Origin of the sequence: Acidisoma sp. S159, assembly GCF_009766125.1 — a bacterium.
GTDB lineage: Bacteria > Pseudomonadota > Alphaproteobacteria > Acetobacterales > Acetobacteraceae > Acidisoma.
Window position 1 is genome coordinate 191,838 of record NZ_LMUG01000032.1, and the last position, 13,928, is coordinate 205,765.

The window sequence follows — 13,928 nt, forward strand, 5'->3', positions numbered from 1 at the left end:
GACGTGGTAGCTCAAAAACAGATCGAAGGCATCCCGAACTAAACGTCGCTCCGACGAAGCAGATAGTCGAGGCCACCGACGCGGAACCAGCGATAGCCATAAGGTTCGAGCAGCACGCTGTGCCGCCCGTTCGTCCCTGGCTCGCTGTGATCGTTGGACAGCAAATTCACCAGCAGGCTATCATGCGTTCCCTCCGCGCCGGGCCGCAGCGTCACTTCCCGCGGAACCGCGCCGAAATTGTGCAGGAACAGCACGGCATTGCCTCGCCAATCGTAACGCATCGCCAGCACCTCGTCGGTGTCGACGCGTAGAATAGCGAAGGTCCCCCAGCCGATCTCCGGAACCTCCTTTCGCATGCGGATGATCCGCTCCATCCAATTCAGCATCGAGTCCGGATCACGGCGCTGGTCAGCGACGTTCACATGCTCATACGAATACGCGCCGTCGCCAATCACCGGCAGAACGGGCGAGTCACTATACGTAAACCCGCCCTGCGCCTCAGATGACCATTGCATCGGCGTCCTAGCGCAATTGCGCTCGGGCAGACTGAGATCGTCACCCATGCCGATTTCGTCGCCGTAGCGAACGACCGGCGTGCCCGGCAGCGTCATCATCAGGCTATAGGCCATCTCCAACCGCCGCCGGTCGCCTTGCAGCATGGGCGCCAGGCGGCGGCGGATCCCGCGATTATAGAGCTGCATATTCTTGTCCGGCCCGAAAGCGGCGAACACCACGTCCCGCTGGGTTTTGGTCAGGCGTCCGAGATCAAGTTCGTCATGGTTGCGCAGGAACAGGCCCCATTGCGCGGTCGCCGGCCGCGGTTCGGTCGCCTTCAGCGCGCGTGCCAGGGGGCGCGTGTCGGAGCTGGCCAGTGCATAAAACAGATGCTGATTGACCTGGAAATTGAACATCATCTGCATGCGTTCGCCGGTCTCTCCGAAATATTCCATGTCGGTATTCGGCAAGACATTCGCCTCGCCGAGAATGATCGCCTCGCCCTGCCGCCACTGCAGGAACTCGCGAAAACTCCGCAGCATGTCGTATTGCTCAACCGGCTTCGTGATTCCTGCGCCCTTGCGGGCAATCACGAACGGCACCGCATCCATCCGGAAGCCGGAGACGCCGAGCTGCAGCCAGAATCCCATGATCTTGAGGATCTCCGCCTGGACAACGGGATTCGCCGTGTCGAGATCGGGCTGAAATTCGTAGAAGCGGTGGAAATACCAGGCTTTCGCGAGCGGATCACGCGTCCAGGTCGATTTCTGCACGCCGGGGAAGACCACGCCATCCTCGCTATGCGCCGGCTTCTTCTCCGACCACACATACCAGTCGCGATAGCGGGACTTCGGGTCGCGCCTAGCCTCCTGGAACCAAGCATGCTGATCGGAGGTGTGATTGACCACCAGATCGATCAGCACCCGCATGCCGCGCTGTTTGCACCCATTGGTGAATTCAACGAAGTCGCCAAGCGTGCCGAAGCGCGGATCGACCCCGTAGTAATCCGCCACATCATAACCGTTGTCGCGCTGCGGCGAGGGCTGGAACGGCATCAGCCAGATTGCCGTTACACCGAGGCCCTGCAGATAGTCCAGCCGGCGGATCAGGCCTTTGAAGTCCCCGACCCCATCGCCATCCGCATCCATGAAGGTGCCGACCGACAGGCAGTAGATGATCGCGTTCTTGTACCACAGGTCGTTGATCATGCGTCCATCCCTGCCATCTCTTGGGGCGGGCGACGTGATCGCCGCCGCCGTCCGGTCTGACATGAGGTGGAGTGCGTGAATGGAAATGGCTTGGTGGCAGCGCGGGATCGTTTATCAGGTCTATCCGCGATCATTCCAGGATACCAACGGGGATGGCGTCGGCGACCTCCGGGGGATTGCCGAGCGACTGGATTATCTGGTTTCGCTTGGCGTGGATGCGGTCTGGCTCTCGCCGATCTACCCCTCGCCAATGGCGGATTTCGGCTACGACGTCGCCGATTACTGCGGGATCGATCCGATCTTCGGCACGATGGCGGATTTCGACGCGCTAGTGGCCCGTGCCCATGGCCTAGGACTGAAGCTCATCCTGGACTTCGTGCCCAACCATACCTCCGACCAGCACCCCTGGTTCCTCGACAGCTCCGCGAGCCGGACATCCCCACACCGCGACTGGTATCTCTGGCGCGACCCGGCGCCCGATGGAGGACCGCCCAACAACTGGCTGAGCAATTTCGGCGGTCTTGGCTGGACGCTGGATGAGCGCACCGGCCAATACTATTACCACTCCTTCCTGCCGCAGCAGCCCGACCTCAACTGGCGCAATCCGGCGGTGCGGGCGGCCATGGCTGATGCGCTGCGTTTCTGGCTCAACCGCGGGGTGGATGGATTCCGCGTCGATGTCATGTGGATGATGATCAAGGACGACCAGTTCCGCGACAATCCGCCGAACCCGGACTACACACCCGGCGGCTCGTCTCATGACAGGCTGATCCCGCTGTACACCGCCGATCGGCCCGAGGTGCATGATGTCGTCGCCGGATTGCGCAGGGTTCTCGACGAATATCCTGATCGCGTCATGATCGGTGAACTCTACCTGCCGATCGATCGGCTGGTGACCTATTACGGTCCGAATCTCGACGGCGCCCAGCTGCCCTTCAACTTCCAGCTGCTGCTGAGCGCCTGGAACGCGGCGACCATCGCGGCCATCATCGAGACCTACGAGGCGGCCTTGCCGGCGGGTGGCTGGCCTAACTGGGTGCTCGGCAACCACGATCGTCCCCGCATCGCGAGCCGGATCGGCGCGGCCCAGGCAAGGGTCGCCGCGATGTTGCTGCTGACCCTGCGTGGCACGCCGACGATCTTCTACGGCGAGGAGATCGGCATGGAGGATGTGCCGATCCCACCAGCGGAGGTGCAGGACCCGGCGGAAAAGCGCGAGCCCGGCCGTGGCCTGGGGCGCGATCCGGAGCGGACCCCGATGCTTTGGGATGGCTCGTCCGGCCATGGCTTCAGCACCGGCACCCCCTGGCTGCGCTTCGGCGCGCAGGCCACCGATGCGGCGAGACAGGCGGCTGACCCCACCTCCATGCTGGCTCTCTACCGCGAACTCATCGCACTTCGCCGGGGGAGCCCGGCCCTGCTGCATGGCCGAGTGGCTCACGTAGTGGCGGATGGCGACGTGCTCTCGTACGAACGCCACAGCGACACTCAGCGACTCGCCATTTTCCTCAACCTCGGAGAGACGCCCCGAAGCATCTACACCTCGGCGGGCAAAATCATCCTCTCTACCCAAGGGCGCGGCGAGACTTTGGCTGGCGAGACCACCCTCGGAGGATCGGAAGCGATTGTCGTCGAGATCCGGGCATCAGATCAGCCATAGGACGCCGTTGAGATCTGCTGCGCCGCACCAATTTCCTGCCGCATGCGCTTGTTCGAAACTTCGTTGCTGCTGTTCCTGGTCTTCTACCCGCTGCCGCTCGGCATCTCGGCGGTGCTCTACCGGCTCAAGGGCGTCGGCGCGGGATGGCGGACGGCGGACCGGTCGAGCATCGGCCACCTGCCGCCGGCCAGCCGCCATCCGCAGGCCGTGGTTCGCATCTTCGCCGCGCAGACGGTCCGCTGGCGCGGCATCTTCGCGACCCATTGCTGGATCGTCTTCAAGCCCACCGGCGCTGCCACCTATACCCGCTACGACTACACGGCCTGGGGCGACCCGATCCGCCTGAACGGCTTCGAGCCCGACGGGCGCTGGTTCGGACAGCGCCCAGAGGTGGTCTTCGCGACCGACGGCGCCGCCGCCGCCGCCCTGATCCCGCGCGTGCAGGCGGCAATCCAGGGCTATGCCCTAAGGAACCATGGCGACTACCGCGCCTGGCCTGGTCCGAACTCCAACACCTTCGTCGCCGCCATTATCGACGCGGTGCCGGAAATCCGCGCTGCTTTGCCGCCCACGGCGATCGGCAAGGACTTCCCCTATGACGGCCGCTGGCTGCGCCGAGCCCCCTCCGCCACCGGCTTACGCCTCACCATCGGCGGCTATCTCGGCGTGACGCTGGCCTGGGTTGAGGGCGTCGAGGTCAATATCCTCGGCGCCGTCGCTGGTCTCGATCTCAGGCGCCCGGCGATCAAGCTTCCCGGCCTCGGTCGCCTCGGCATGCGCGGGCCGGACGGACCGGCGGCACCGCTGGTCAATGCCGTGGCGCCGGGCTGACAAAACCGCCATAGCTTGAGGCTTGTCCCGGAGAGCAGGCCGCCACGGATGTCTTCACGGATCGCCTTGCCGATGATCCCGGCAGCCCTCTTCGGCATCGTATTGGGCGTCGCGGGCCTCGGTTTCGACTGGCGCTCCGCCCATCGAGCCTGGGGATTGCCGAGCGCTGTCGGCGAGACGATCCTCGCGATCGCCGCCATCATCTGGGCTGTGCTGATCGTCCTTTATACCGCCAAGTGCATCTTCGCGCGTGACGCCGCGCTGGTCGAACTCGGCCACCCCGTGCAGTGCTGCTTCTTCGGGCTGATCGGCGTCGCGACCATGTTGATCGCGGGGGCCGCCCTGCCATATTCCCGAGCGATGGCCTGGGTCTTTTTCACGCCGGGCGCGCTTTTCACCCTGGGCTTCGCACTCTGGCGCACCGGTCTGCTGTGGCGCGGCGAGCGTGATCCTGGAACAACAACCGCGGTGCTGTATCTCCCCGCCGTCGCGGGGTCCTTCGTCACCGCTATCGTGGTCTCGGCACTCGGCTATCCCGACTGGGGTCAACTCGCCTTCGGGGCCGGCCTATTTTCCTGGATCGCCATCGAGTCGGTGTTGCTGCACAGGCTCTATACAGGGGCGGTCATGCCGGCAGCATTGCGACCGACTCTCGGCCTGCAGCTTGCGCCACCGGTGGTCGGTGCCGTCGCTTATCTCTACGTCTCAGGCGGTGCTCCGGACCTCGCGGCGCGCGCCATGCTGGGATATGGCCTGCTTCAGGCCCTGTTGCTCCTACGGGTGCTGCCTTGGATCACGGAGCAGCGCTTCGCCGCCTCCTATTGGGCCTTCAGCTTCGGCGTAACGGCGCTCGCCAATGCACCGCTAGTCATGGTGATCCACGGTGAAACCGGCGCTGTTGCCGAGCTTGCGCCGGTCTTGTTTTGCGCGGCGAATTTGGTCGTGGGCTTGCTTGCGATCCGCAGCCTTGTGCTGCTGCCTGGGAGCTTCAGGCGGAACTAGAACCGGCCAGTTTGGGGAGCGAGCGATGGACTTCGAAAAGGGCGGCCTGTGGCGCAACTGGGTCGGCAACCAGTCCTGCATCAGCCGCTACAAGGGGGCGCCCGAGAGCGAGGCGCAGCTCGCCGAAATGATGGCCGAAGCCGATGCCCGCGACCTCAATCTTCGCGTTGCCGGCTCCGGCCATTCCTTCACGCCCGTCGTGGGCACCAACGGGCTGCTGCTATCCCTCGCCAATCTGCGCGGCATCATTGATGTCGATGAAAGCCGTCACCGCGTAACGGTTGCCGCCGGCACGCGGATCGGGGATCTCGGCCGTGCCCTGAAGGCGCGCGGCCTTTCCCTCACCAACCAGGGCGACATCGACACGCAGGCGATTGCCGGCGCGTTCACCACCGGCACGCATGGCACTGGGTTGCGCCTTGGGAACCTGGCCTCGCAGATCGTCGGCCTGCGTCTGGTGCAAGCGGACGGCACCATCCTCGCGATCGACGAGAGCGACCCGGAACTGCTGCATGCGGCCCAGGTCTCCGTCGGCACGCTGGGGGTAATTTCGGCGCTCACGCTGCAGACGATGCCGGCCTACAATCTGCACGAGCGGCTATGGCGCGATGATTTCGAGACCTGCATGGCGCGGCATGACGAACTCGCCGCCACCCACCGGCATTTCGGCTTCTTCTGGTGCCCGACTCCCGAAAGCCGCCATCTCTATTGCCTCGCCGATACCGCCGCGGTTTCCAGCACCGACAAAACCGCCGATGTCTGCGAGATGAAGGTGATGGACATTACCGAGGCGCCGCCGAAGGAAAGCCCCTTCGAGCGCGTCGCCTATAGTTCCGATGTGTATCCCATCGAATACGTGCCCAACTTCGTCGAGCTGGAATACGCGGTGCCGCTGGAACACGGCAAGGACGCCGTGCGGGCGGTGCGCGACCTCATGCTCACCAAACACACCAATTGCATCTTCCCGATCGAGTATCGCTTCACCGCCGGCGACCCGGCCTGGATGAGTCCCTTCCATCATCAGGACAGCATCACGCTTTCGGTGTCCGGCGGTCCCGGCATCGACTATTGGGACTTCCTCCGCGACACGGACACGATCCTGCGCCGCTACAAGTCCCGACCGCATTGGGGCAAGATGCATTTCCTCGACACGGAGGATGTGACGCAGATCTATCCCCGCGCCGAGGATTTCCGCGCGCTCCGCCGCCGCCTCGATCCCCAGGGCCGCTTCCTCAACGACCATCTGCGCATGCTGCTGGGGTGAGCCTAGCCATGCAAGGCGGCGTGCGTCAGCCCCCACACGTGCTGGCGTTGCTCGTCTGGTGGTAGCGTGTCCAGTGAGACGCCGTTCACGAATATTGTCGGTGATGGTCCGGGGATCAGCCGATAGTGCTTCAGGTGCAGCAGGTGGCTCGGAGGTGCCCCGTTCAAGGTGCCTTTGGACGTCACGTCTATCTCGCCATTGGCGTGACGTACCGCTGTGTAGCCGATCATAGCACTTTCCGGTGTTATCACACTAAGCAGCAACGGCTGGTTAACGTTCGGGACGAGCTGCGATATATTTTGGATCGCAGGCAAGCAGTCGATTCGAAGTCTCGAACGATCCTTTGTATATCATAGACGCATATTATTCGCCGCATCGGTCTTGATGTTCCGTTTGGGTTCGATCGATCCCAACCTTTCCTCGAAGAGATTGCACGGATCGCGCAATGATTCGGCCGAGGTTACCGTTTTAGCTGCGAAACCTGTTGCGAGAGTGGTGGTCATCTAGTCCTCATACCCGCCGTGTTGAATAACATCCCCCGCGCCATTGCTGAGACCCGCGCGGAACCGATTGGTTGCGAGAGAATGGGCCGACAGTTTTCGATCTAACGTGACTAACCTTTCCGAATAGCAAAGGCGGCCTGGACGGCACCCTCCCTGGCGCGATGTTCCAGGAGGGCGGCGTCTGCCGAGTCGGCCTCGCAAGACCGTCCCTGCCCAAGACTCGAGGAAGATCCATGGGCAGCACTGAACCGCGCGCGAGCAGGAACCCAGCCATCGGCCGATTATCGTTGCCAGCAACCTCTGCGGGTGGAATACTCGTATGTCCGCTACAGCCTTGCGGGAGAGACCGGACGGGGCCTTCAGCCTCCATCCGGCGCCGACGGAGCAACCTCCCGGAATCTCTCAGGCACCAAGGACCGCAAGGCCAGGACACTCTGGAGAGAGGTGCGATAAGGGCACCCACCGAAGGGGAAGCCGTGATCGCCGCGTGGCGATCGGGGTTACACTCTCAGGTAACGGGACAGAGGGGGGAGCCGACTGGACATGCGTGTCCAGTTTTTATCGTCTCTCTCTCGCCCGGAGGTCGCCTTTTGTCTCATGTCGCCGTTATCGGAGCCGGTGTAACCGGCATCACGACCGCCTATGCCCTCGCCCTGCGTGGCTACGATGTCACCGTGCTGGACCGCAACCGCGATCCCGCAATGGGCACATCCTACGCCAATGGTGGCCAGCTCTCCGCAAGCAACGCCGAAGTATGGACCACGGCCGCCACCATCCTCAAGGGTATCAAATGGATGATGCGCCGGGATGCCCCCCTCCTCGTTAACCCCTGGCCGTCCTGGCACAAATACTCCTGGATGGCCGAGTTCGTCGGGCAAATCCCGAATTACCGGCGCAATACGGTCGATACCGTCAGGCTCGCGATCATCGCGCAAAAACACCTCACCCGGATCGCCGAGACCGAGGGAATCGAGTTTCACCGGGAAAATACCGGCATCCTCCACCTCTATCGCGCCAAAGCCGGATTCGACCACGCGATGCAGGTGAACGAGCTTTTGTCGGAGGGGGGCCTCGACCGTAAGGCCGTGACACCCGAGGAAATGCGGGCGATCGAACCCACGCTGCAAGGCGACTATTACGGCGGCTTCTACACGGCCTCGGACTTCACCGGTGACATCCACGCCTTCACGCGCGGCCTGGCCAGTGCTTGCGAGCGGCGCGGCGTGAAGTTCATGTATGACACGGATGTCCGGCTGCTCGCGCATCAGGGTGGTGGCATCGCCGTCGACTGGCACCATGCCGACAAGCGCCGCGAGCCGCGCGCTCTGGAAACGCTCAAGGCCGATGCAGTGGTGATTTGCGCGGGGGTAGCGAGCCCGCGCTTTGCCCGGCAGCTTGGCGATCGCGTCAATATCTACCCGGTCAAAGGCTACTCCATCACCATCCCCCTGCTAACCGAACAAAGCAGCCGCGGCGCACCGCGTGTCAGTCTGCTCGACGACGAGACCAAAATCGTCTCGAGTCGCCTGGGCGAGCGTTTCCGGGTGGCAGGAACGGCCGAATTCAACGGCTACAACCTCGATATCCGTGCCGATCGCATAAGGCCTCTGGCGGAATGGACCCGGGATCTTTTCCCAGAGGTCGATACGAGCTCAGCGATCCCCTGGGCAGGGCTGAGGCCGATGACCCCGAGCATGGTGCCGCGCGTCGGCTCCGGGAGTCGCAAGGGTGTCTTCTACAACACCGGGCACGGCCATCTGGGTTGGACACTCTCCGCCGCGACCGCGGAAACCGTCGCGGAAACCGTCCACGCCGCCATCCACTGAGCCAATCGCGGGCGCCTGGGACCCGGCTTAGGGCGTCCCGCCATTCGCATGGGTCTTGAGCGGCTTGTCGAGGAGCTTGTCGTAAAGATGATTGATCTTCGCGTTGATGGCGTCGTTTTGCTGCGCTGACGGCGCCACGCCGGCCGCGCGCTCTTCGGGGTCCACAACGCCTGGATTCGGATCGTGGGCCACTCCACCCCAGATATTGCCTTCCCGAAGGGGAACCGCATTGCTTTGAGTCTGGGCCGAAACCGGCAACGCCGCCCCGGCCAAACCCGCCGCTAGAACGGCGAGCCCCAGAAACGACGGGATGGTTCTCTTCATCTTGCGCTCTCCATCATAGCAACCGGCCCGAGCCCTCACCGTTCCGATTTTGGGGGAAAATACCACTTTCCATCTCGGATCGGTAGGAAGCTCCCGTCATCATCGCCGACCTCCTCGGCAAGGCGCTGGTTGAGCGTGGTGTTCATCGCCATGATGAGATCGGTATGCGCGGACGGAGTGAGCGCGAGGTTATCGACCTCCTCCGGGTCGTTCCGCAGGTCATAAAGCTCAAGGTCATTATTGGCGGTCAGATCCTCATAACTCGTGGGCGTATTGAAATCGAGCGGAGCGAAATAGCGGCTGAACCGATAGCGCCCATCGAAAACGCTACGAATGCCGCAGCGGTCGTGGAAATCGGGCTCGGTCTTGAGCAGCGCCGCGATCTTATCGGGCGCCGAAGCCGATGAATCCATATAGTCGTCCATCATCTTCGCCCATTTGGCGTCCTGAAACGACAGCATGTTGTAGTTGAAGAGCGATGCCGGCCTGAGCGAGTTATAATCGGCCTTGTCCGGCGCGCCCATCAAGCCTGAGAAATTGCGTCCCTTGAGGCCGAACCCGACCGTGCTCAGCGCCTCCGGCTCGGCGCCGGTGAGCGCCATCAGTGTCGGCGCAAGGTCGATCTGCGAGGTCACTGCCTTGCAGGTCACGCCGCCGGGATAGGCGGGATGGACAATCATCAGCGGCAGATGGTTCTGCTGGCGATAGGCGCAATTCCCCTTGCCGCGCATCTGATGATTGCCGCCAAGCTCGCCGTGATCGGCGGTGAAGACGATGATGGTGTTCTTGTCCATGCCATTGTCTTTGAGCGACTGCAGCACACGAACGACTTGCCGGTCGCAGTCGCGGATGCAGTTGTAGTAATAGTTGCGCAGCAGCCGCCAGCGGCGATCCTCATCCGGCCAGGCGCCGACGAGGGTGTCCTGCACGCTCTGATAAATCTTCTGCCCGCGCGGGCGGCCGGGCGCATCGAAGGACTGGCCGCGCGTTGCCGGAAGTGCCACGTCCCATTCCGACTGGTAGATCGCATCGGCGGGCGGTCGCGCGATCGGCATAGCATGGGACTTCCCCTGCACGGTCTCGCCTGGCAAATCGGAATCTACATACATCACATCATGCGGGTTGACGAAATTGACGGCGAGATACCAGGGCTTGCCCGCCGCTCGCAAAGTCTCACCCTGCGTGCGCAGCCAGCGCGTTGTGAACGCCGTGGTGGTGTCATCGTAATTGTAGCCGCCGAGCGTCGTATCGATGATGTCGCCGACGCCGAAGAAATCGTCGAAGCCATAGGATTGGATGATCTTGCGGTAATCCGCCAGCGGCGCGTCGATCGCTTTCTTCGCCTGGTCCAGATTGTAGCTCAGATGCCATTTACCCTGATAGACCGCGTGATAACCCAGCGCTGCCATGCGGTGTCCGATGGTTTTCACCTCGGTGGACATATCGGGCTGCCAAAGCGAACCGGCATTGTCGAAGATGCCGGTGTTCTGGATGTGCTGGCCGGTATAGATGGTCGAACGCGCGGGCGAACAAACGCAAGACGCCGCCTGATGGTTCGTGAAGGTGACACCGTTTTTCTTGATCCATTCGCGGCCGGGAACCGGAATTGGCCATTCCTCAAAGAAATGCTCTTGATCGACGAGGATGAAGAGAATGTTGTAACCGCCTGGCGGCGCACCTGGCGCGATGATGGGCTCGGCCTTCGCGGTCGCCGCATGCGCCGAGGGAATCAGTTCCGCCAGCAATTGGGCGGCACCCAGCGCCGCGATCCCGCCAGTCATCAATCCGCGGCGGGATGGATTGCGCGTGCTGCTTGGCGTGTCGGTCATCGTCGTCTCCGGATCGGGGGCAGGCGAGCCCGCAACAACCGCAAGGTATTTGCGAAGCAGCGAAGAGACTTTCTTCTTGAGCAGACGAGAGGCCAAACCGCAAGGCGCGGCTTGGTTATCTTAATCCTCTAGGCGCAGTAGTTGGGGTGGCTCTGAGATCTTGATCCGTTTCTCGTGCCACGACGAGAATCAGCATCTTAATTGATCCAAATCTCTCATTTCTGTCTCAGTCGGCAAAATTGCCATGCGCTGAAAGGGTGGCCGGAATTTGCTCCAACATCATCTTGCGCGTTTACGACTGACGCGCTTTTCATTACGATATCGTTCCACTTGTCGCGTTTACTGGAGAGGTGTCCCCACGGCCATGGCTCTTCCATTTAGCTTCGTTGCCCCGACGGTGTACGGCCAGATGATCTTAAGCCGATACGATATCAATCAGACTGGAGCCTTGCTGCGCACGGGCGCAGCCGAGGGGCATGGCGATATCGAACTAATGAGAAGCATCCTCGCCACGATCGAGGCGCCTCATGTCTTCGTTGACGTTGGTGCTAACGTCGGCGCCTACTCTCTTGGGTTAACTAGCGCCATCGGCAGTCAAGGCAAGATTTACGCTTTCGAGCCACAACGGATTATCTTTAATATGCTCGCGGGCACAATGGCTTTGAACGGCGTCACGAATGTTTTTTGCCATAACATCGCTTTAGGAGAGAGAGAAGATCTTATAGAAATTCCTCGGTTCGATTACGATAAATCACTAAATTTTGGAAGTATCGAGTTTGGCCCACAACAGAAGGAGGCCTTATCCCAGACACGAGGGAAGAATCCCGAAAAGATAGAATACGTGCGTCTGGCAACGCTTGATTCTTTTGAATTCACTAATGTCAATCTTCTGAAAATCGATGCTGAAGGGATGGAAATGCAGATCCTCGAAGGCGCTAACCAAACTATCAGCAACTGCCGACCGGTCATGTATATCGAATTCTTCAAATCCGACCGCACTGCACTACAACAGAAGATTATCAGTCACGATTACGATGTCCACGTAAACGGAGTCAACTTTCTTTGTATCCCACGCGAACGATCAGCCGATATCCGCGTAAGAAGTTAGCAACAAACCAGCAGACGAGAGATAACTGGATGCCGATGCTGACAGATTGTGTCTGGCGAAACTCCGAACCCAACGCAGCGCTTTCGCATCCAACTGTTTTGCTAAAATAACGTACTCAGCATACGCCTTTTGGGTGATGTCCACGCCCGCCCAGTGCGGTGGGCAGCCAGTCCACCCCGAAACCCCGTCCACTTGTCATCAATGCGGGTGCCCGTCATGCTGACGGCACATGACGAGGCGCGCGCCTGATCGCAGGGCGCCCGGGGGGGAAGTGAAGCCATGAGCCAGCGACATGATGGGCCGCAGGATCGTCTCCTGACGCCGACCCGACGCGGATTCCTCGCCACCACCGGTGTTGGCCTGGGCGCCGCCGCCACCCTGATGGCGGGCGGGCAAGCGGCGCGGGCGCAGAGCACGACGCCCAAGCGCGGCGGCAATCTGCGTGTCGGCATGACGGGCGGCAGCAGCTCGGACACCATCTCCGCAAGCAATACCGTCACGCAGCTCGACAATCCGCGCATCCTGGCGCTGTTCGAGCCGCTGGTCTCCGTCGATCGGCATGGCGTGGTCTCCAATATCCTCGCCGAATCGCTCGAGCCGAATGCAACGGCCACGGAATGGACCATTCGTCTTCGCGCCGGCCTGACTTTCCACAACGGCAAGGACGTGACGGCCGACGACGTTCTGTTCTCGCTCAAGCGCATCGTCGATCCCAAGGCGCCGCTGCCGGGTGCGACACCCCTTTCACCCGTCGATTTCGCCAATGCCAAGTCGCTCGATGCACGGACGCTGCGCCTGCCGATGAAGACGCCTTATGCGGATTTCCCCGGCGGCATGTCGGCGCCGGAATACTTCTCGATCGTGCCCACCGATTACGATGTGAAGAACCCAGTCGGCACTGGCCCGTTCAAATACAAAAGTTTCACCCCCGGCGAGCAGAGCGTCTACACACGCAACGAGCATTATTGGCGCAGCGGCCAGCCCTATCTCGACACGCTCACCATCATCGATTTTCCGACCGACGAGGCGGCCTTCGCGGCGCTGCAAGGTGGCGTCATCGATGTATTCTGCCAGGCGCCGATTTCACTCATGCAGCAGATCGGCTCGGGTGGCCCGATCAAGGCTCTGGTCTCGGACCCGGGACAATGGGTGCCCTTCACCATGCGCGTCGACAGCCCGCCCTTCAATGATCCGAAGGTGCGCAAGGCCCTGCGCCTGCTCGTCGATCGCCAGCAACTCGTCGATGTCGCGCTGAACGGCTACGGCGCGGTCGGAAATGATATCTTCTCGCCCTGGGATAGCTGCTACGACGCTTCGGCCTGGAAGCGGGACCGCGATGTCGATCAGGCGAAGTCGCTGCTCAAACAGGCGGGGCAGGAGAAGCTGACCGTCGAGCTGGTCACCTCGGATATCGCCAGTTCCTCGGTGCGCTTCGCGGAGGTCATTGCCCAGCAGGCGCAGGATGCCGGCGTCACTATCAATCTCCGCAAGGTGACGACCGATGTGATCTACGGATCGCAATATCTCAACTGGCCGTTTTCGCAGGATTGGTGGAACTACAAGCCCTATCTCGCCCAGGTCGCGATGGAGCTGCTCACCACCTCGCCCTTCAACGAGACGCATTGGCAGAAGGCGCCCTCCTACGACCGCTATCTGAAACTGTACAATGACGCGCAGGCGACCTTGGATCACGGCAAGCGCTGCGACATCATCCACGAGATGCAGAAGATCGATTTCGAGGAAGGGGCGCTCATCATCCCCTGCTTCAACAAGAATATCGATCTCATGACCTCGAACGTGCAGGGCTTCCAGCCGAGCAACACCGGCTATGCGCTGGGCAATTTCGGCTTCGCGGATGCCTGGCTTGGCTGATCCGGC

Annotated in this window: 12 protein-coding genes and 2 riboswitches; of the genes, 7 read left to right on the forward strand and 5 right to left on the reverse strand. The window is 61.7% G+C overall.

Translation table 11 applies throughout. The features are described from left to right. Positions 1-38 precede the first annotated feature (38 nt). Positions 39-1,703: an alpha-amylase family protein gene (locus GSQ92_RS08730; protein WP_158802894.1), complete on the reverse strand. Its 1,665-nt coding sequence runs from the start codon at positions 1,701-1,703 to the stop codon at positions 39-41. A gap of 79 nt (positions 1,704-1,782) precedes the next feature. Between GSQ92_RS08730 and GSQ92_RS08735 the strand changes: the two genes are divergently transcribed. From GSQ92_RS08735 to GSQ92_RS08750, 4 genes are read left to right on the forward strand one after another with little or no spacing between them, the layout of a single operon-like run. Continuing rightward, positions 1,783-3,363 carry an alpha-amylase family glycosyl hydrolase gene (locus GSQ92_RS08735; protein ID WP_216850040.1) on the forward strand — a complete coding sequence of 527 codons (1,581 nt, stop codon included), beginning with the start codon at positions 1,783-1,785 and terminating at the stop codon, positions 3,361-3,363. A gap of 48 nt (positions 3,364-3,411) precedes the next feature. Continuing rightward, the gene (locus tag GSQ92_RS08740) at positions 3,412-4,194 is read left to right on the forward strand and encodes a DUF3750 domain-containing protein (protein ID WP_371417996.1); all 783 of its coding nucleotides are present in this window, start codon (positions 3,412-3,414) and stop codon (positions 4,192-4,194) included. A 48-nt stretch (positions 4,195-4,242) separates the two neighbouring features. Further along, positions 4,243-5,196, forward strand: coding sequence for a dicarboxylate transporter/tellurite-resistance protein TehA (gene tehA, locus GSQ92_RS08745; protein ID WP_158802896.1), 954 nt, complete (start codon positions 4,243-4,245; stop codon positions 5,194-5,196). A 25-nt stretch (positions 5,197-5,221) separates the two neighbouring features. Continuing rightward, a complete protein-coding gene (locus GSQ92_RS08750; protein WP_158802897.1) occupies positions 5,222-6,460 on the forward strand; it encodes a D-arabinono-1,4-lactone oxidase in 1,239 nt (412 codons plus the stop codon). A gap of 2 nt (positions 6,461-6,462) precedes the next feature. Here GSQ92_RS08750 and GSQ92_RS08755 read toward each other — a convergent pair whose 3' ends face one another. Then, on the reverse strand, positions 6,463-6,690 hold the full coding sequence (locus tag GSQ92_RS08755) for a hypothetical protein (protein WP_158802898.1): 228 nt from the start codon (positions 6,688-6,690) through the stop codon (positions 6,463-6,465). A gap of 120 nt (positions 6,691-6,810) precedes the next feature. Further along, positions 6,811-6,963, reverse strand: coding sequence for a hypothetical protein (locus GSQ92_RS08760; RefSeq protein ID WP_158802899.1), 153 nt, complete (start codon positions 6,961-6,963; stop codon positions 6,811-6,813). Positions 6,964-7,290: 327 nt separating this feature from the next. After that, positions 7,291-7,392: riboswitch (glycine riboswitch) on the forward strand. A 1-nt stretch (position 7,393) separates the two neighbouring features. Then, positions 7,394-7,491, forward strand: a riboswitch (glycine riboswitch). A gap of 62 nt (positions 7,492-7,553) precedes the next feature. Between GSQ92_RS08760 and GSQ92_RS08765 the strand changes: the two genes are divergently transcribed. Then, positions 7,554-8,789: a D-amino acid dehydrogenase gene (locus GSQ92_RS08765; RefSeq protein WP_158802900.1), complete on the forward strand. Its 1,236-nt coding sequence runs from the start codon at positions 7,554-7,556 to the stop codon at positions 8,787-8,789. Positions 8,790-8,816: 27 nt separating this feature from the next. Here GSQ92_RS08765 and GSQ92_RS08770 read toward each other — a convergent pair whose 3' ends face one another. After that, complete coding sequence (locus GSQ92_RS08770) at positions 8,817-9,113, reverse strand: hypothetical protein (protein WP_158802901.1); 297 nt, start codon at positions 9,111-9,113, stop codon at positions 8,817-8,819. Between the two features lie 35 nt (positions 9,114-9,148). Further along, on the reverse strand, positions 9,149-10,942 hold the full coding sequence (locus GSQ92_RS08775; RefSeq protein WP_159013366.1) for a sulfatase-like hydrolase/transferase: 1,794 nt from the start codon (positions 10,940-10,942) through the stop codon (positions 9,149-9,151). A gap of 364 nt (positions 10,943-11,306) precedes the next feature. Between GSQ92_RS08775 and GSQ92_RS08780 the strand changes: the two genes are divergently transcribed. Together GSQ92_RS08780 and GSQ92_RS08785 are read left to right on the forward strand one after the other, a co-directional pair. Then, positions 11,307-12,050: an FkbM family methyltransferase gene (locus tag GSQ92_RS08780; protein WP_159013367.1), complete on the forward strand. Its 744-nt coding sequence runs from the start codon at positions 11,307-11,309 to the stop codon at positions 12,048-12,050. A gap of 279 nt (positions 12,051-12,329) precedes the next feature. Continuing rightward, positions 12,330-13,922: an ABC transporter substrate-binding protein gene (locus GSQ92_RS08785; protein WP_158802904.1), complete on the forward strand. Its 1,593-nt coding sequence runs from the start codon at positions 12,330-12,332 to the stop codon at positions 13,920-13,922. Positions 13,923-13,928: the final 6 nt, after the last annotated feature.